A 20,256-nucleotide genomic window follows, 5' to 3' on the forward strand; every position below is an offset into this window, starting at 1 on the left:
ATACGCCCGGTTGGCTCTGTGTTCATGGCAATTCGTTAGGCGATCCGGCAGGGAAGGTGAAGCGTTACTCCGCAGCTTGCCTTTCTGTGTCCGAGACGACAGTATCGAAGTGCAATATTCCGTCCTCGATCGGCATGTTCCTCAGATCGTCGCGATCCTTCCGGTAATCCTGGTTCATCCGCCACGGCATGACCGGCGCATTTCTTGGCATCAGATGTTTGGAACGCTGGAGATAGCCGGAAGAGAAATCGAATATGTCATCTTCTTCCAGACCGTGATTGTCGGGCAAGACCGGCACTGCGATGTCTGCGCCGACTTCCTCCATCCGGTTCAGCACCTTGCAGACATATTCGGCGACGATATCCACCCGCAAGGTCCAGCTGGCATTGAGATAGCCGAACACCGCCGAGAAATTCGGCAGGTTGGAAAACATGCAATGCTTGTAATAGAATCGTTCGTTGAACCGGACCGGTTTACCGTCGACGCTGACCGCGATCTTGCCCATGACGGCGATGTTCAATCCCGTGGCCGTGACAATGAGGTCGGCGGGCAGGACGGCTCCGGAGACCAGCTTGATCCCCTCCGGAACGAAGCGGTCGATGTGGTCGGTAACAATCTCGGCCTTGCCGCTCTTCATCGCTTCGAACAGGTCGCCGTCCGGAATGAAGCACAAACGCTGTTCCCAAGGATTGTACGGCGGTTCCAGCGCTACCGGATCGTATTTGTCACCGAGGGCTTTTCTGGCCCGTTCCCGGAGCGATTCCGCAACCTGTTCGGGATTGGTTCGCGACCGCTTGAACATGAGATCGGTCAAGTACACATTCTTCCACCGGGTCAGGCGGTAAGCCCATTCGGCAGGCATGATCTTGCGCAGGAAATTTGCAATGTGGTCTTTCGCCGGGATCGAACGGATCCAGGTCGGGGTCCGTTGGAGCATGGTAACCTTGGCGGCTTTCTCGGCCATCACCGGCACGATCGTGACCGCGGTTGCGCCCGAACCGATGACGACAACATTCTTTCCGGCGTAATCGAGATCCTGGGGCCAGAATTGCGGATGGACGATCTCGCCGCCGAAATCCTCGGTCCCCTGAAAACCCGCATCATACGGTTGATCGTAATCGTAATATCCCGAACCGAGGAACAGCCAGTTTGCAGTCACGACGCGGCTTTGGCCGCCTGTTTCCACGGTGACATGCCAGCGTCCCTCGTCATGCCGGAAATCGGCGCTCACCACCTTGTGATCGAGGCGGATATGATCGCGGATTCCCCGTTCGTCGGCGATGCGGTTCAGGTAATCGAGAATGCGCTCGCCCTTCGCGATGCTTTCCTCGTCGCGCCACGGCTCGAATCCGAAGCCCAAGGTATGCATGTCGCTGTCGGACCGGATGCCCGGATAGCGGAACAGGTCCCATGTCCCGCCAAGATTTTCGCGCCGCTCGAGGATGGTATAGGTCCGGTTCGGGCACAGCATCTCGAGATGGGCAGCGATGCCGATGCCGGAAATACCGGCGCCGACGATCAGGACATCGAAATCAGAAGGCGTCGTGAGCACGGTAAATCTCCTACTGACACCAATGTAAGCACATGCGCGGTCTCAAGGCCAGTCCCTCTTTGCAACCTTGCTCCGCTGATCGGGCATTCCCATGGCAACCAGCAAGCCGGTTTCGTCCTGCAGGGCGCGGAAATCGTCCTTGCTGCCCATGCCCCGCCAGTTCGCCAGGATGAGCGATTGTGCAACCGCCCCGCCGAGAGTCGTACCCGGCCCGGTGATGATGAACAGGTCGGGCGCGAATTCGCGCGCCGCTACTTCAACGGCGCGGGTGAAATCGTATGTTTGCGTGACCTGCTCGCCGAGGGTGTAGTCCCGCAATGAAGCGGTGTCGCTGGCGTGCGGCCACCAGACCGCTCCGCGTCCGTCGATCATCGGAACGGCTGGTTGGCCGAACAGATCGGCGGGCAGCCTTTCGCGCCCGCGCTGGGCAACAGGTTCCTGCAGTTCGGTATGGAAAGCGGCATGATTGCCCAGCCGCATCGGGAAACGGCCCTGGATCGGCTCTGCCTCTGCTTCGAATGCCGCCAGTCCCGGCGCATCGCCGGCCAGCACCAGCATCCCGCCGAGCGCAATCGACAGCCGCAGCACATGGCCCTCGCGCCGGTCGATATTGTCAACCAGTGCCAGCAAGGCACCGCGGCGTGCGGGATCGGGCCGCCAATCGTCGTCCAGGAAGGGATAGACCAGCTGTCCTCCGATCAACGATTCTTGCATCAACGTGCCCATGGTGTTGGCGACTTTGAAGCCATTTTCCGGTGACAATGCGCCTGCGCAGGCGAGCGCCGAATACCAGCCCATCGAATTTCCGGTGACCGCAACCACCTCGACCTGATCCCGGTCGATGCCGAGATAATCACCCAGCGTTGCGGCGTAGATAAGGCCCGAGGCATTGTCGCCGCGCGTGTGCTTTATGCCGGAAAACCGCTCTGCACTGTCGAGTGCGATCAGCGTTTCCTGCCCCGCGGCGGCGCGCTGCGCATCGAATTTGGCGAGCAGTGCCGCGTCGGGGAAATGCTGCGCCAGATAGCCCAGCTCCGCCTTGTTATAGGTTCCGCGGCCAGGGCAGATGACGACCGCCGTTTTCATCGCGTTGCCCCTAGCAAGTCCCGCGCGGCGGCGATGATCTGCTCCGCCGAGGGCATGGTGGCCGCATAGGCTGGACCGGTCGGGATGAAGCTGTCCCTTGCGCTGATCCGGGCGACCGGTCGTTTGGCGGCGTCTTTTTCGGCAAAGATGGTCATCAGCGCATCGGCGATGCCGCCGCTGGCCCGCGTTTCGTCGACGATCAGGACATGGCGGCAGTTCCCGGTCGCGGCGAGCAGGGCTTCGTCGGGCAGGGGCGACAGCCAGTTCAGATCGATCACGCGGGCGGAAATCCCCTCCGCCTCCAGCACCCGCTGCGCTTGATGCGACAGATAGGCTCCATTGGCGAAGCTGATGATCGCAAGGTCTTCTCCGGTGCCGGTAGTGGTCACCTCGCCAAAGCCGATGTGCTCGCCCGCCGCCGGATAGGTCCCCAACCAGCCGCTATCACCCGCTGCGTGCAGATCGCGCATTCCGTAGAGCGCAATCGGTTCGAGGAAGACCACCAGCCGCTGTTCTTCCCGCGCCAACCGCACGCATTCGCGCAGCAGCCGCACGGCGTCCGGACCATTGGACGGACAGGCCAGGATCAGGCCCGGAATATCGCGCAGGACGGCAACCGAATTGTCGTTGTGGAAGTGCCCGCCGAACCCCTTCTGATACCCCAGCCCGGCGATCCGCAGCACCATCGGATTGGTGTATTGGCCATTGGAAAAGAACGGCAGCGTCGCGCCTTCGCCGCGGAGCTGATCCTCGGCGTTGTGGAGATAGGCCAGGAACTGGATTTCCGGGATCGGCAGCAGCCCGTTCTGCGCCATCCCCAGCGCCAGGCCGAGGATCGATTGTTCGTCCAGCAGCGTATCGATCATCCGCGCCCGTCCGAACCGCTGGCCGAGTTTCTGGGTCACCCCGTAAACCCCGCCCTTGCGGCCGATATCTTCCCCCATCATCACGATTTCGGGGTGATCGAGCATCAGGTCGGTGAGCGCGAAATTGATCAGGCGGGACATGATCTGGGGCTGGTCCGCCGCCTTAAGATCGGATCCGAATGCTGCCGCGCGTTCCTCTGGGGCGGTCCCGTTGGTGGGGGCGTGTTCGCGGCGCGGCGGGATGATGCTCGCCATGACATCCTCCGCCGTTTGCAGGCGCGGACGGGTGACCGCTTCCTGCGCCACGCGATCGACCCGCACGCAGGTGCTTTGGTAGATCGCCAGCGCGTCTTCCGGCGTTAGCGCGCCCGCGTTGTCCAGCAGGCGCACGCAATGCAGCAGCGGATCGTTTGCCTCGTCGGCTTCCACCTCCGCCTTGCTCAGATAGGTGGTGGGCACGTCCGCACCCGCATGGCCATAGAGCCGCACGGTGCGGATATGCAGGAAAGCGGGCTTGCGGCGGGTGCGGACGAATTCCGCAGCCTCGCGGGCGACGCGGAACGTCTCGTAAATATCCAGCCCGTCGCAATGGAAATATTGCAGGCCCGGCCGCTGGGCGAAGCTGGCCGCGATCCAGCCATCGGGAGTCTTGGTGGAAATGCCGATGCCATTATCCTCGCACACGAACAGCAGCGGCAGCGGGACTTTCTGGAACGCGGTCCAGCAGGCGGTGTTGATTGCGCCTTGCGCAGTGGAATGGTTGGCCGAAGCATCGCCGAACGAACACAGCACAACCGCGTCGTCGGGCAGGACTTGGTGTTCGGGCCGGATACGCCGCGCCAGCCCTACCGAATAGGCTGCGCCCACCGCTTTGGGCAAATGGCTGGCGATGGTCGATGTCTGCGGCGGAATGTTGAGCGCTTTGGAACCGAGCACCTTGTGCCGTCCGCCCGAAATCGGGTCTTCGCTGGAACAGGCGAACGACAGCAGCATGTCCCAGGTGATCGTCTGGCCCGCAACCTGGCCCGCCCGCTGGATCTGGAAGGCGGCGTCGCGGTAATGGAGGAATGCCATGTCGGTGGGGCGCAGGGCCGCAGCAACCGCCGCCATCCCTTCATGGCCGGAGGAACCGATGGTGTAAAACCCCTGACCCGCCGCCTGCATGGCTCGGCTGGTGCGGTCGAGCGCCCGGGTAAGGCAGGCGGAGCGGTAGATCGACACCGCCAGCTCCGGCGGCAGCGCGCTATCGGGCGCGTTGCCCCCCGGCAGATCACCCGATGCCACCCGGCGCAGGAAATTGTCGTGAACGATTGCCGCGCGGTCCATATTGCTCCGATAGGCTGTCAAAACCGATCTGTCAGGCCCAATCTGGCCCCGAATGAGCATAGGGTGTTGGGATTTCGGCAAAGCGCTGGTAGGCGCTGCGCCATGCTTGGAATCAACGGAATCACCGTGCGGCTTGGCGGCCGGACCATACTCGATCGCGCGACGGCCTCGGTCCCTCCGGGCGGGCGCGTGGGGCTCATCGGCCGCAACGGGGCGGGCAAGTCCACCTTGATGAAAGTGATGATCGGCAGCCTCGACCCCGACGAAGGTACGATCGACATGCCCAAGGCGACGCGGCTGGGCTATATCGCGCAGGATGCTCCGACCGGCACCGCCACGCCTGCCGAAACCGTGCTAGCGGCAGATGTAGAGCGCGCCGAGCTGATGGCGGCGTCCGAAACCTGCACCGATCCCCACCGGCTGGGCGACATCCATGACCGGCTGCTGGCGATCGACGCCTATTCCGCGCCATCCCGCGCCGCCCGTATCCTGACCGGTCTGGGTTTCGACGAGGAGATGCAGAACCAGCCGCTCGACAGTTTCTCCGGCGGCTGGAAGATGCGTGTGGCGCTGGCCGCGCTGCTCTATTCCACGCCCGACGTGCTGCTGCTGGACGAAGCCTCCAACCACCTCGATCTGGAAGCGACCTTGTGGCTGGAGAACTTCCTCAAGAGCTATCCCGCGACGGTGGTGGTGATCAGCCACGAACGCGACCTGCTCAACAATGTGGTCGACAACATCCTGCATCTGCAGGGCGGCAAGCTGACGCTGTATCCCGGCGGATACGACAGTTTCGAACGTCAGCGGGCGGAACGCGCGGCACAATTGGCGGCGGCCAAGGCGTCGCAGGATGCGCAGCGCGCCCGCCTGCAGGATTATGTTGCGCGGAACAGTGCGCGTGCCTCCACCGCGAAGCAGGCCCAGTCGCGCGCCAAGATGCTGGCCAGGATGCAGCCGATTGCGGCGCTGATGGAGGACCCCTCGCTCAGTTTCGACTTTCCCAGTCCCGCCGAACTGAAACCGCCGCTGATCACGCTCGACCTCGCGGCGGTGGGCTATGCGCAGGATACACCCATCCTCAAGCGGCTCAATCTGCGGATCGACCCGGACGACCGGATCGCGCTGCTCGGGCGTAACGGCAATGGCAAGACCACGCTGGCCCGGCTGCTGGCGGCGCAGCTACCGCCGATGGAAGGCGAAATGAACGCCAGCGGCAAGATGCAGGTCGGTTACTTCACTCAGTATCAGGTGGAAGAACTGGCCAGCGACGCCACCCCGCTGGAACATATGAGCCGGGTGATGGAGGGCAAGCCGCCCGGTGCGGTGCGCGCGCAATTGGGGCGGTTCGGCTTTTCCGGCGACCGCGCCACGCAGCTGGTCGCCAAGCTGTCCGGCGGCGAGCGCGCGCGGCTGGCGCTGGCGTTGATCACCCGTGATGCGCCGCATCTGCTGATCCTCGATGAACCGACCAACCACCTCGACGTGGATGCGCGCGAGGCGCTGGTGCAGGCGCTGAATGATTATGAGGGCGCGGTGATCCTGATCAGCCATGACCGGCATATGGTGGAATTGACCGCCGACCGGCTGGTGTTGGTCGATGGCGGAACCGCGGCGGAATATTCCGGCAGCATGGAAGATTACATCGATTTCGTGCTGGGGCGCAATCAGCCGAAAGGCGATGGCAGCGAAAAGGGCGGCGGCACCAAGATTCAGAAGAAGGATCGCAAGGCTGCAGCGAAAGAGCGGGAGGCCGCGCGGGCTGTCAAAACCAGGCTGACTGCCGTCGAAAAGGAAGTCTCGAAACTGGAAGCGCAATGTTCTGCACTGGACCGGGCGATGTTCGAACCCGCTAGTGCCGCCCCAGAGTTCGCGAAATTGTCCATGGGCGAACTGTCCCAGCGGCGCGGACAGTTGGGCAATGATCTGGAAAAGAAAGAAGCCGAGTGGCTGGCGCTCAGCGAGCAGATTGGCGCTGGCTAGACTGCAGCTGGGGCCTTGCAGCCCTTCTTTGTTGAGGATGCCAGGCTTCAGGGCCTGAGCGCACCCTGCGATGTGCTTGGTGCCGCGCGTTTCCCGTTTCCGGTAGCGGCTCTTATGCAAAGATACTTAATACATCGGTAACCAGGTTTGAAAACCCCACCGATACGGCTGTCCCTTAATTGTGGTCAGCATGAAGAACCGGATTTTTTCGGAACGGCTGACCCGGAGCCTGTATGGGCTCGGCATGGTTGGTGCGGCTCTGGCGATTTCGCCATCGACCAAGGCGCAAGTTGCTATGGTCGGGGTAATGCTGCCCGCCTCGGCATCCGCGGTGGTCATGGCTTCATGTCAGTTTCAAGCCGATGCCTCCGGCCCGGGCTCGCTGGCTGCAAACGTCCCTTCGCGCTCGAAAGCAGGGGCGATCGTCGGCAGCGGCGCCGCAATGAGCGCGCTGGAACGCATGATTCAGGCGCAATCCGGCCAGGCCGTTACCGATGTTGCCTTTGGCGCGAACGGCAGTACTGCGACTATCGCCACCTCGTCCCTGGCATTGCCGCCCAGCCAGTGTCTGGGGCAATTCGGTTCGCCTTTTTCGGGAGTAAATCCTGCCGCCACAGTGATGGCTCCTGCAACGGATTTCCTTGCCAGCAAACGGATCAAGATCAGTAATACATCCCTGGAAGCCGACTGGCGCCGGGTGAACAGCGGGCAGCTGTCCAGCAACTGGGCCAGCCGGCAGTTGGGCGCTGGTAAGCGGTCGGAAGAAGAATTGGTGCAGGCGGTGAACGCTTATGCCAATCGAGCAATTCGCTATGCCGAGGACCGTGATTTATGGGGCAAGGCCGATTACTGGGCCAACGCCAAGACCACGTTCCGCCTGGGCCAGGGCGATTGCGAGGATATCGCCATTGCCAAGATGCAGATGCTGGCCGCGCTGGGCATCAAGCGTGAAGACATGATTCTGACGCTTGCAAGGGACCTGATCCGCGGCGCAGATCATGCCGTGCTGATCGTCCGGCTCGGCGGCCAGTTTGTCATGCTCGACAACACCACCGACAAATTGATCGATGCATCGCAGTCGCAGGGGTACCGGCCGATATTGAGCTTTGGCAGCAGCCAGAGCTGGATCCACGGTTTCTGATCTCTACCGTTCAGTCAGGGCCATGTCGAAGGCCTTGGCGACAGGCTTGAGCAGGTAGGTCAGGATCGATTTGCGGCCCGTAATGATTTCGACATCGCAGATCATGCCCGGTACGATCGGCAGTTTCTGCCCGGCCCGTTCGATAAAGGCGCGGTCGGTTTCGACCACCACCAGATAATAGGCCTCGCGCTCGACCTCGTCATAGATCGAATCGGCGCTGATTTGCCGCACGACGCCGGAAATTCCGCCGAAAATGGAAAAGTCGTAAGCCGTCACTTTGACGTTCGCCGGATCCCCCACCTTGATGAAGGCGATATCGCTCGGGCGGATGCGCGCTTCGACGAACATCCGGTCACCCACAGGTACCACCTGCATGATCTTCTCGCCGGCATTCACGAAGCCGCCGACGGTGGTAATCTGGACATCGTTGACGATCCCGTCGGACGGGGCGCGTAGTTCGTTCTTCTGCTGGCGTGCTGCGGCACCGCGGATGGTTTCTTCGTTCACGGCAATCCGGGTGTTGACCTCGCTGCGTTCCGAGAGCGCCTGTTCGCGGAAATCGAGACGTGCGGAATTGAACTGTGCCTGCGCTTCGTTGATGGCGGCTTGCGCCCGGCCGACCCCTTGGTGAGCGGCGGACAAGCGCCCCCGCGTATCCACCAGATCGCGCTGCGCGGTGATCAGTTCGGTGCGGGGAATGATGCCTTTGGCCGCCAGCGGTTCGAGCATGGCGACCTGATCGCCCGCCAGCCGCACGCTGTTTTCCAACGCGGCAACGGTCGCCTGACCTTCGCTCAGATCCCGTCGGCGCTGCTCGATTGCGCTTGCAAGACCGCTCTCCCGGCTCCGCGCGGTGGCTATGCGAACCTGCGCCAGGCGGCGTTCTTCGGCGCATAAAGTCCCTTCACCGCAGCCCATGGAACCGCCCGATGCCTCGGTCGCCAGACGGCTTGCCCTGGCGGCCAGGCGGCTGTTTTCCGTCTCCAGCTGGCCCAGTTCCGACGCGGATTGCGCATCGTCCAGGCGGACCAGAAGCTGGCCCTTCTTCACCACCTGGCCGTTACGGACGAGAATTTCGGAAATCGTTGCGGATTCGGAGGGCTGGACCAGCTGCGTCTTGCTGGACGGGATCACCTTGCCCATCCCGCGCGTGATTTCGTCCACCTGGGCCAGACTGGCCCAGACAATCAGCACCGCCACGCCAAGCGCAGAAATTGCGATCAGCTTGCGGTTCGCATCCCAGCCGGAAATCCGCGCGATCATACTCATGGAGTGATTTTTCCTGCTTTGCCCGACGCAACGGCGAGGGCTGGCGTTGCCATATTGCCAATACCAGCTTGTTGCCCGTTGACCAACTCGCGGTAGCCGGAGCTTGCCTGAACCGGGTCGGGGATCGACAGGCGCCATTCCTTGGTCGTGTCGATCCGGCCGCCGACATCGGCCTCTGCGTGGCGGTCCGATGCGAGTTTGGTAACCGTCAGACCCGGCACCAGATCTTCGTCCGAAGCCGCGGCAAATTCCGCATCCAGACTATTGTTCAGCGCATTGCGGAGCCGTGCCATGTCGAGCGACGGGATTGCTTCCCGCCCGGCCCAGCGGCCCGTGAATGCGCCGGAATTTCCCCAATTTCCCTTGAAACGATAGAAGATGTGGACACCGATCTTGTCGATTTTTCCGAGGTTATAGGCCCAGCGCGGCACCACGTAATCAGCATGGTAATGCGTCGCCGTTCCCACGCTGGGTTCGACGGTTCCGGTCAGGGCGGCTTTCGCCACCGCCAGCGATTCCTTCCACTGGCGGGCCATGGGAACGCGCAGCAGCGAACCGTCGCAGGTGAAGCTGAACTGGCACACGCGCTTGTTGGCCCCGTCGTAGACTACGCCGCAGACCGAAGACGGGTAGGCCGGGTGGCGCATCCGGTTGAGCACGACCTGCGCAACCGCGCGCTTGCCTTGCGCCGGTTCGTTGGCCGCTTCGTAATAAATCGCCTGCGTCATGCATTTGAGCGCCGTACCATAGCTGCCGTCCGCGCCGCTCAGCGCGGAAAAACCGGACAAGGTCTGCAATGTGCCGCCCGACAGCGGGATCAGCGCATTCCGGTCATGGGCGGAGGTTCCTTCGATGACGATTTCCGCGGCCTCTCCTTCGGTGAGGCTGGCCAGGGTCTTCGCCTGCTCGGCACTGATCCGGACCGGTGCGGGATCATTCGCTTGTGCGGAAAACCACCAGCTCGCCGCCGCCGCGGCCAGGCCCGCGATGAATATCAGGAAAAGGATGATTTTCACCGCGCGCGACCGTCCCGACCCTGCTTCGGCGTCCGGAGACAGCCGGTTGGTATCCAGCGGCAGATCGCTCACGACAAATTCCCGGAGGTGGCCAGGATCTGGTCCTTGGGACCATCGGCCACGATCCGCCCGGCTTCCAGGACTATGATCCTGTTGCACAGAGCGAACAGCGCCGGCCGATGGGTAGCCACCAGCAATGTCTGGCTGGAAGACATCGAGGCCTGCAGGCGGTCGACGAACAACCTTTCGGTCTGACTGTCCATCGCCCCGGTCGGCTCGTCGAGAAACAGCATCTGCGAGGGCGAGACAAAGGCGCGGGCCAATGCGAGGAACGATCGCTGCCCGCCGGAAAGTCTCCGGCCATGTTCGCCCACCATGCGGTCGAACCCGCCGGCATCGCGCGACAGGAATCCGTCCGCGCCGGTCATCTGCAAGGCCTGGATCAATTGCTCGTCCGCGGCATCTGCGCTGCCGAGAGTGAGATTATCCTTCACGCTGCCGGTAAACAGGCTGGCGTCCTGCCCCACGAAGCGGAAAGCGTGGCGCAAATCCTGCGGGCGGAACTGGCGGCTGTCGATCCCGTTGACCAGCATCGATCCGCCGGTTGGCTGATAAAGCCCGCACAGCAAACGCCCGAGGGTGGATTTGCCCGAAGCAACGCGCCCGACCAGGGCAATCCGCTCGCCCGGCTCGATCGTCAGATTCAGCCCCTGCAACGACGGGACTGCCGCTTCCGGGTAGGAAAACTCCAGCCCATCCAGCGTGATGGACGCCGACCGGACGGTAGCCGGGATCGAGACACTGCCCTGGCGCCGCTCATCCTCGGCGTCGAACAGGCCTTCGATACTGGACAGGGTCTCACGCGCCTGACGCCCGCGGGTAAGCAGGAACGCGATCTGTCCGGCGGGGGCCAGCGAACGGGACGACAGCATCACGATGGCAATGATCGCGCCCATCGAAATCTGGCCCGCAACGAAGAGGTAGTAGCCGCCGATAACCAGCGAGATGCTGGATATCTGCTGGAATGTCGCGGCAAGGCCGACAGCGGTCGAACTGATCTTGCGCAGACGGGCCTGCGAATTGCCGCCCACTTCGGCCAGACGGTACCAGCGGCCGACCATGCTGCTCTCGCCGGTCAGGCTCTTCAGCGTTTCCATGCCGGCGAGCGATTCCACCAGCAGGGTCTGCTGCAAACCGTGATCGGCCTGCGCATCGCGCGATGCCTCGATCACCTTGCGTTGCAGGATGAAGCCGGCAATCGCCATCAATCCCATCGCGATGAGGGGGATCAGCGCCAGGAATCCGGCAATATAGGCAATCGCCGCGACAAAGATGAACAGGAACACCACGTCCACCATCAGCACGATCGTGGTCGAGGCGAAGAAATCGCGCACGGATGCATATTCGGAAACCCGCGCCGCCAACGCGCCGGTGTTGCCTTGCCGCGCGCTGAGCGGGGTCACCAGCAGCCTGCCGAAAATCTTCTGCGACAATTTGAGGTCCAGCCGCTTGCCCACCTGGTCGATGACATTGGACCGGGCGTAGCGCAGGGCAAATTCCAGCGCGAAGGCCAGCAACACGCCCACGCCCAGCACCCACAGGGTTGCCTCCGCGCGATTGGGGATCACCCGGTCGTACACATTCATGGAAAAGAGGGGGAGCGACAGCGCCAGCAGATTGATGATCAGCGAGGCAAGGATAACCGGGCGGTAGGCCGCACGTTCCTTGTGCAATTCGCTCCAGAACCAGTGATTGCGGCCCTTGGCGTACCATGGGGCTTCGTTTTCGCGCAGGGCATCGGGATCGCCTGTGACGGTCAGGAAGCCGCCGGAAAATTCCGCGGCAAGCTCCGCAAACGGTTCCCAGACCGATTCCCCTGCCCCGGGCCGCCAGACGCGCACCTGCCCGTCCTTCACTTCGTGCAGAACCGCTGCGCGATCCTGCGCCAAGGCCACGATTGCCGGGTAATGATGTTCGGCGCGGGGCAACTTTCGTGCTTCGACAGGCACGAAATTCATGCCCGCCAGTTCGATCGCCGGCCCCGCCTGATGGAACGGAAGGCTTCCGTCCTGCCCGCGAGCGAGAGTGTAAAATTGCGACGCGGAAAACGGAATCCCGTAACGCGCAGCCAGTTCGCCGATGGCGCCGGCTACTGGATCACTCGATGTCTGGCTGATCGCTTGGTATTCCACCACCTTTCCAATCTGTTCTGGTGTTTGCCTGCCGGTCAATCGGGATAGACGCGGCGTTGCAATTCAGCCGGCACTTCCGGACCATAGTTGAACTGCGTGCGTTCCGTTTCCCCGGCCCCTGCGCCGGGAGCCAGTTCCAGCGCCTGCAGGAAGCGGTTGGTGGCGGCCAGCGTCTGATATTCGGCGAACATCTGCGAGAACCGTGCTGTTTCCAGGCGAACCTGCGTGTTGTAGCGCGTATTTTGCGCATCCAGCACGTCCAGCAGAGAGCGCCGACCGACGTTGAACTGGCTGCGATAGGACAGCAGCAGATCGTCGCTCACCCGGGCCTGGCGGTCGAGCGCGGCGGTGATGTTGTCCTGCGCCTTGATGGCGATCCAGGCGCTGCGCACATCCTCTTCCGCTTCGCGGCTTACCTCGTGAAGGCGGTACCGCGCCTGGCTCGAACGGCGGACCATTTCCTGATATTTCGCACGATTGATCCCCCCGTCGAAGATGTTCCAGCGCAGATAGACGCGCGCCTGAACATCGTTGGTTTCGCCGTTGAAACCGTCGATATCGTCCCCGACTCGGCCGACCACTTCGGCGCCGATAGTGGGGTAGAGGTCGCCATTGGCCGATTTTGCCAGCGCGTTGGCGGCATCGACATCCGCTTGCGCTTCCAGGATGCGCGGATTGCTCACCCGTGCCAGCCCGACTGCGGCATCGATGTTGGCCGGCAGCATGGCGTCCAGATCGGGCGGAAACTGTACCTGGTCGATGTCGAGGCCAGTCAGACGGCGCAGGCTGACCTTGGCGTTGGCAAGATCCTGAAACGCCTCTTCCTGCCGCACGATTGCGGATTGCAGGCGTTCCTCTGCCTGCTGCCGGTCGGCGATGCTGATCGAACCCTGATCAACCCCTTCGCCCAGGTCCCTCACCAGAACCTGGTGAAAACCGACATTGTCCTGACTGGCCGCGACAATCCGTTGCTGCAGCATGATATCGAGATATTGCCGCGAGATTTGCAAGGCGACGAATTCCGACCGCTCGAGCACGCGGAGCGAAGCCCCGTCTACCCGCGAAGCCTGCCGTAGCAATTCGCCGTTACGCCGGCCGAAGTCGATGATCGTCCAGTCGGCGCGAATATTCGCTTCGAGCGGATACAGCTCGTTATTGGCTATGCCGAGATTCCGGCGGGTGGCATTTTCCAGCCGGCGGACGCCACCAGAGGCTTCCACATCTACCCGCGGCGCATACAGTCCCTGGGCCTGTTTGCGTTCGAATTCGATCGCTTCCTTGTTGAACTGCGCCTGCAGGATTTCAGGATTGGACGCCATGGCCACTTCGACGGCCTGACGCAGCGAGATCGCTTGCCCGGTGTCCTGCGCCATGGCGGCTGCCGAACTGCCCGCCAACAAGATGGCTGCGAACTTAAGACTTTGCTTGAACATGGTGCCCCCCAATCAATTCGCGACGATTTCAACGCGGCGGTTCTGCGGACTGCGCACACCGTCGGCCGTTTGTTCGCGCATTTGCGTTTCGCCGCGCGCATCAACCTTTATGATTCCCGCCTCGACACCGCCGCTGACCAGAAAATCGGCCACCGCCCTGGCGCGGTTCATCGCCAAGGTTTCGTTGTAGGAATCGCTGCCGGCCCGGTCGGTATGACCGATCACGGAGATATTCGTCCACTGGCACGCTCCGCTGTTCTCGCTGACGAATTTGACCGTATCTTCAGCAGATGCCGGCAATTCGTAGGAATCGAATTCGAAGAAGATCAGCCGCGAAACATCCTTTTCGCACGCGGTACTTCTGGGCTGCTCGACCACCACCACGGCTTCCTGCGGCGGCAGCGGAACGCGCGTCATCATCTGGGACGCCAGCACGCATTTGCCGATACTGACTTCATCCTTGGTGGAAGACTTCAGGAATCCCAGTGCGATCCCGCATTGGGTCTTGGCTTCGTTGGCCCAGGTGTATCGATTGTCATTGGCCGATACGATCGAAGGATCAATGCTTGCTGCAAGCCCGGCGTCATAACGGGTCTGGATTTCCTGCCGCAGATCGGAAACCCCAAGATCCATCATTGCTTGAACGTCGTCCTGCGCCAATGCCCCGGTGGACCAGCAGGCAGCAAGACCGGCAACACATCCGGACAGTCGTTTCAGATTGATCATAAATCCCCCAAGTTTTCCTTATGCACCTTATGCCGAAGCAGCAAGCGCGCTCATATCGTCCGCAGTCATATCGACCATGGATTGCATTCCGAAGAACATCTGCGGATTGGCGATCCCGACATCCAGTATTGCCGCATCGAAGTGGCTTTCCGGCTGCGCTTCGCCCAGTGCAGCCCCGGCAAAATGATCGACAATGGCATCGACTGCATGGCTATCGACCACATCCGCAAAGGCTTCCTGCAGGGCAGAGAGGTCGAGGGCCGCAATTTCCGCACTTTCCGTAGCAACGGCTTGGGCCTTGGCGGCGCTATCCTGGCCAAGGGCCAGCAATGCGTCCATCATGTGCACCCCTTCGACCGAAGGTGCCGCGAATGCCGCAGCGCCCGCTACGGCACCGAAGGAAAACGCCGGTCCGGCAGAGGCTGCCAGGTCAAGACCGGCATGATCGAACGCCGCCGGCTCACCCAATTCGCCCTGGGAGACATTTTCAAACCCGGTCTGCCCGATCGAGGGGCTCGAGACCGATGCTTGTGCATCATTGCCCGATTGGAAGAAGTCGTCTCCGGCCACGGCCATCTGGTCCGCCATGGCCATGGTCGACTGTGCCGATCCGGACACGGGATTCTCCGTGCCGAGGTCCAATACCTTGGATGACAGGCCCGATGTTTCCTGATCCGTCGCCATCAGCATTTCGGGCATGACCAGTGCCGCAATTGCCGCATTGACACTGGCAACCTGGGCACCGCGCTGGTTCATTTCCGCGATTGCCGCTGTGGCGAATCCGGCATCGGCCAACACGCCGGTCGTACCGTCTGCCTTGGTATAGCTGCCGGTACCGTGCACCAATACATCGCCATTGGCCGCGCTGTAGGCGATGCCGTCGCTCGTGAGATTGATCGAGGTGATCCCCGCATCGGTCAGCGAACGGAATTCACCGGCATCGACCACACCGTCGCTATCGGCATCCTGCCACACACCGAACTCGGCGAAAGCGGCATCATTCGCATCCAGTTTGGAATCGCCGTTGCTGTCATAGGCCAAGGCCAGACCTTCAAGGTCCGTCTTTGCTCCGGCGGCATCGTCGGCAAAGACAATGTCATGGCCGGTCGCGGTCTGGCGGGCAAGCAGGCCATCATCGGCGCCGACCCAGGCAGTGGCAACAGCGCCGCTACCGTAATCGTAAACCACACCCGCGCTCAGATCGAGGAACTCGGCTCCGTCACGATCGAGGTCCAGTACGATGGGGGCGACTACCGGTGCGAAAGTAACCTGGATACCATCGGGAACAGTGACGCTGTCGCCATCGGCATCCGTGCCCACAATGTCAAAGGCGACATCAATCGGATCGGCACTGTTCTGGGTAGTGATGTCGAAGATACCGAGATCGAAGTTGTTGTTGCCCAGGGGCGATTCGACCAGAATTGCACTGAAGACTTCGTCTGAGGAAACCTGGTACAGATCGTTTACCTGCAATCCGTCGATGTTCACGCTGCCGTTTGCATCGAAGGTAACGGTGATGGCGCCCTTCGTCTGGATGGGGCCATCCGACAGGCTGAATGTATGGACGATCTGTGAACCACCGGGCCCGCCATTCTGGTCCGTTACCTGTACTTCGGTAATGTCGATGAAGAATTCACCCGCTTCCGGCGTCGTGCCATTGAAGCTGAAATCCTGATCGTCATCAGCGAGGATCGCGGTTACATTGATTTCTACGCGGGTGTTCGCATTGCCGCCGGTCTGGGCGATCACCTGTTCGAAGCGCAGCACATCCTGATGGCCGTCGTAATCGAAACCAGTGGTTCCCAAGCCGCCGCTCGTCGCATTGTTGACGAAGTCGATGCGCACCGCTTCGCCCGGATTGGTCGATTGGTTGTCAATCCCGACAGAGGTTGCATTGGTGTTGACCGTTCCGCGCGTACCATCGGAACTACGGCCCGACAGGATGATGTCGATATTATCGCTGTTGTTGGTCGGATTATCGGACCCCACAACGCGGAATTCGGTGTTACCCGCCGCTGCGCTTGTCAGATTGCTGATCGAGAATTCGCCGCCATTGGAAATCGTGCCGGCCAGATCAACCACATATTGGTCCGTATCCGGGTCGATGGTGATCGTGAAACCGACCACGCCGCCAGCTGTCGATGCCGTCAGCACATTCGTACCATTGCCCGAAATAAACAGCGGCGATCCCTGGAACGACAGTGCATTGCCATTCGAATCCACCGCCGGATCGCCGTTGGTGATCGAGAACACGACATCTCCGAGGCCGTCGGCCCCAACGGCAGTGCCGTAGTTCAGGTCGAACGCGGCTGGCGGGCTGTCGGTGTTGGCGACGCTGCCATCTTCGGGATTGAATACGACAGGAGCGTCATCCTTGAAGACGAGGCTGGTGCCGATGTTGAGCACTGCCGAAGCGGTGTCGCCGTCGAAGTCGGTGGCGGTGGCAGTGAGGGTGACGAGGTTGGCCGCCGACAGGCTGGTGGCCTGGTCGGGGCCGCTGTCGGGCGTGTGCACCACGGCGCGGATCTGGTCGAGCGTGACCGTGCCGTCAGCGGCAACCGCAACGGTGAACACCAGCACATTGCCGGTCTCGGTGCGGCCTTCAACGACAGTGCCGTTGAGCGAGAGAACCACGTTCTGACCGGTGGCTGTGTCGACCAGGCCCGAAGGTCCGGCAATCACGCCCAGAGTGTAGACCGGTTGGGTGCCTGCAGCGGCACCATCAGCGCCGAACAAAGCGGTGAAGTTGGCGGCAAAGCTGGCCGAGGCGTTGGTCGCCAGGACCGTCTCGTCCACCGTCAGCGTCGGAGCCGTGCCGGTGGTGGCCACGCTCGGACCGTCATCGGCGAAGCGGATATTGCCGCCCAGATCCACTGTCTCGCTGTCGCTGTCGCTATCGCCGTCCCCATCGGTGATGGTGGCCGATGCCGTGAGCGCGACCTTGCCGTCGGCAAGCACCGCGAACTGGTCGTCAAATGGCGACGTCGTGGTACCTTCCGCAGCGTGATCGATCTGGCTGTACTGGGTCAGCGTTACCGCGCCGGCGGCGCTGACCGACAGGTCGAACACCGTGTTGCCGGCGGTGACATCCGCCTGGTTTGCAGCGGTCGATCCGACCACCTTGCCGCCGATCAGATACAGGTTGATCGCCGCGCCGTTGCTGGTCAGCCCGGATACTGCATTGGTCACCGACAGGGCGTAGCCCAGGCTCGGCGCTGCCGCGCCATCGGCGCCCGCGTTCGAGGTGAGGCCGAACACGCCGCCAAAATCGGCCGTGGAGGTGGCCGTATCGCTGGCGCCGCCAATGGTGTCGGCATCCTGCGTCGTCAGAACGATCCCGGCATCCGCGCCCTTGGTCACATCGATGCTCGGAGCGTCATCCTCGAAAACGAGGCTGGTGCCGATGTTGAGCACTGCCGAAGCGGTGTCGCCGTCGAAGTCGGTGGCGGTGGCAGTGAGGGTGACGAGGTTGGCGGCCGACAGGCTGGTCGCCTGATCGGGGCCGGTGTCGGGCGTGTGCACCACGGCGCGGATCTGGTCGAGCGTGACCGTGCCGTCGGCGGCCACCGTTACGGTGAACACCAGCGCATCGCCGATGGCCGTGCGGCCTTCGACGACAGTGCCGTTGAGCGAGAGAACCACGTTCTCGCCGCTCGCCGTATCGACCAGACCGGAGGGTCCGGCAATCACGCCAAGGGTATAGACCGGCTGCGTACCCGCAGCGGCACCGTCGGCACCGAACAGGGCGGTGAAGGTGGCCGCAAAACTGGCCACGGCGTTATTCGCCAGGACCGTCTCGTCCACCGTCAGGGTCGGGGTAGGGCCGGTGATCGCCACGCTCGGGCCGTCATCGGCGAAGTTCAGCGCCGCGCCGATATCCAGGCTGTCGCTGGCGGTGTCATTGTCTTCATCGGTTGCGGTCGCTGTGAGGAAGATCTTGCCGTCGTCGATGTCGACCACATCATTGGGGTTCGACGCATCGGGATGTTCCACCGCGCTGCGCTGGTCGAGCGACAGCACGCCGTCCGCGTTGGTGATGACAAAGGCAATCGCGCCGTCGGCCCCGCCAACCCGGCCTTCGACCGTGTTGCCATTGGTATAGAGCAGGATGTCCGCGCCGGTAGCCGTGTCGTTGAGGCCGCTGTCCGCGCCCTCCGCAGACAGCGTCAGTGCATAGGCAATCGAGCCAGGCGCATCCGCGCCCATCGTGACCGTAAAGGCACCGGTGAAGTCCGCGCCGGTATCGTCAACCAGAAGGTTGCTCTCATCCACCGTCAGCGAACCGCCAAACAGATCATCGGCAACAACGGAGGGAACATCGTCTTTGATGTTGATGACAATGGTGCCGGTGCCGATCACGTTTCCGACGCTGTCGGTAACCTGATAATCGAATTCTTCCGCACCGTTTACTGCGCCGGAGACAGTGTTCCGGCCATCATCGCCGGTGGTATCCGTCACCGGAGTATCCAGCGTATAGGTGTATGCACCGGTGGCGCTGTCCAGCACCAATGTACCGAAGGTCCCGTCGGCGGGATCGAGTAGCGTATAGGTCAGTGTGCCGCTTGCGCCGGTAACGGTAATCTGGCCGTCCGCATCAATCTCGCTGTCGGCGGCGCCCTGGCTGCCATTCGTATCGAGACCGGCTTCGTCGACCAGCACATCGTTGTCGGACACTTGCCCCGCCACATTATCGATCGAGATCGTCAGGGTCTGGGTGGAAATGTCGCCGTCCGCATCCTGGATCGTATAGACAAATGTGTCAGTCGTATCGGCGTTGGTCGAATTGGGTTTCGAGGCATAGCTGTAGCTGCCATCGGCATTGAGCGTCAGGAACCCGAGCGCGCTTTCGATCGTGCTGCCCGGTGTTCCGCCTGCTGCGACAGAGGTATCGCTGCCTGCCGCAAAGCCGATCACGCCGCCTGCGGGCGAAGTTGTGACTGCGCCATCGGCACCGAATGCATCGTCTGAGCCATCGGTCAGAACGTTGCCGTTCACCGTGCCGCCTTCGGCCAGACTGTTGGTGTCGGCAGTGGCTGTAGGTGCGTCATCGTTGAAACTGATGGTCAGCGTTCCGGTTTCATCCGTATCGCCGTCGCTGTCGCTTGCGCGGTAGGCCAGCACGACATCATCCGCGCTCGCTTCGTCATTGCCTGCCGTATGGAGGATATTGTCGAGCTGCGTCAGGACGTAATTTCCGTCCGCATCCATCGCCACGGTAAACAAGACGCCGCGCGGACCAGTAGCCGTGAGCGTGTTGCTGTCCGCATCCCAGGCGTAGTCTACCGTTTCCGTGCCGACCGTTCCGCTGGTCCCGTCGAGATTCGCGAAGCTGACGGTGCCGGTGTCGTTACCGAAATCGACCGTGATCTTGCCGCTGAAGACGGCTTCGCTGGCGGTCAGCGGATCATCGCCCGCATTCGCATCGATATCCTGCGCGGTCGAGGCAGGGTTGCCGCCCGCCAGCGCATCGTCATCGGCGAGAGCCGTGACATCGACCACAGCCGGAACAGAGTCGGGCTGCAGGGTTACATTGACCGTCGCGGTCGAACTGTCTCCATCGCCGTCCACGATGGTGTAGGTGAAGCTGTCCACCGTCGAAGTGCTGCCCGCACCCGCGTTGGGGGTGTAGGTGAACAGGCCCGTCGCCGGATCATAAGTAACCACGCCTT

Annotated in this window: 11 protein-coding genes; 2 read left to right on the forward strand and 9 right to left on the reverse strand. The window is 62.2% G+C overall.

The features are described from left to right. Positions 1-64 precede the first annotated feature (64 nt). The 3 genes from U0988_RS07935 to U0988_RS07945 are packed head-to-tail and all read right to left on the reverse strand — an operon-like array spanning position 65 to position 4,830. Entirely contained in the window at positions 65-1,552 is a 1,488-nt protein-coding gene (locus tag U0988_RS07935) for an NAD(P)/FAD-dependent oxidoreductase (protein ID WP_322292090.1), read from the reverse strand. Between the two features lie 42 nt (positions 1,553-1,594). Further along, the gene (locus tag U0988_RS07940) at positions 1,595-2,638 is read right to left on the reverse strand and encodes an ACP S-malonyltransferase (RefSeq protein ID WP_322292091.1); all 1,044 of its coding nucleotides are present in this window, start codon (positions 2,636-2,638) and stop codon (positions 1,595-1,597) included. Further along, a complete protein-coding gene (locus U0988_RS07945; protein ID WP_322292092.1) occupies positions 2,635-4,830 on the reverse strand; it encodes a dehydrogenase E1 component subunit alpha/beta in 2,196 nt (731 codons plus the stop codon). The genes U0988_RS07940 and U0988_RS07945 overlap by 4 nt, the downstream gene beginning before the upstream one ends. Before the next feature lie 102 nt (positions 4,831-4,932). Here U0988_RS07945 and U0988_RS07950 point away from each other — a divergent pair, with 102 nt between their 5' ends. Beyond that, complete coding sequence (locus tag U0988_RS07950; protein WP_322292093.1) at positions 4,933-6,810, forward strand: ABC-F family ATP-binding cassette domain-containing protein; 1,878 nt, start codon at positions 4,933-4,935, stop codon at positions 6,808-6,810. A 190-nt stretch (positions 6,811-7,000) separates the two neighbouring features. Then, positions 7,001-7,951: a transglutaminase-like cysteine peptidase gene (locus U0988_RS07955; protein ID WP_322292100.1), complete on the forward strand. Its 951-nt coding sequence runs from the start codon at positions 7,001-7,003 to the stop codon at positions 7,949-7,951. A 3-nt stretch (positions 7,952-7,954) separates the two neighbouring features. Here the strand turns inward: U0988_RS07955 and U0988_RS07960 are convergent, their stop codons facing one another. The 6 genes from U0988_RS07960 to U0988_RS07985 all read right to left on the reverse strand — a co-directional run. Further along, positions 7,955-9,220, reverse strand: coding sequence for an HlyD family type I secretion periplasmic adaptor subunit (locus tag U0988_RS07960; RefSeq protein WP_322292094.1), 1,266 nt, complete (start codon positions 9,218-9,220; stop codon positions 7,955-7,957). Beyond that, a complete protein-coding gene (locus U0988_RS07965) occupies positions 9,217-10,308 on the reverse strand; it encodes a cell wall hydrolase (protein ID WP_322292095.1) in 1,092 nt (363 codons plus the stop codon). Before U0988_RS07965 ends, U0988_RS07960 begins: the two co-directional genes overlap by 4 nt. Continuing rightward, on the reverse strand, positions 10,305-12,431 hold the full coding sequence (locus U0988_RS07970; protein WP_322292096.1) for a type I secretion system permease/ATPase: 2,127 nt from the start codon (positions 12,429-12,431) through the stop codon (positions 10,305-10,307). Before U0988_RS07970 ends, U0988_RS07965 begins: the two co-directional genes overlap by 4 nt. Before the next feature lie 32 nt (positions 12,432-12,463). Further along, the gene (locus tag U0988_RS07975; RefSeq protein WP_322292097.1) at positions 12,464-13,861 is read right to left on the reverse strand and encodes a TolC family protein; all 1,398 of its coding nucleotides are present in this window, start codon (positions 13,859-13,861) and stop codon (positions 12,464-12,466) included. A 12-nt stretch (positions 13,862-13,873) separates the two neighbouring features. Continuing rightward, on the reverse strand, positions 13,874-14,587 hold the full coding sequence (locus tag U0988_RS07980; RefSeq protein WP_322292098.1) for an OmpA family protein: 714 nt from the start codon (positions 14,585-14,587) through the stop codon (positions 13,874-13,876). A 27-nt stretch (positions 14,588-14,614) separates the two neighbouring features. Beyond that, positions 14,615-20,256, reverse strand: a 5,642-nt coding sequence (locus U0988_RS07985; protein WP_322292099.1) for a DUF5801 repeats-in-toxin domain-containing protein, incomplete at its 5' end; no start/stop codon positions are given.

The sequence above is a fragment of the Allopontixanthobacter sp. genome (assembly GCF_034376665.1).
Classification (GTDB): Bacteria; Pseudomonadota; Alphaproteobacteria; order Sphingomonadales; family Sphingomonadaceae; genus Allopontixanthobacter.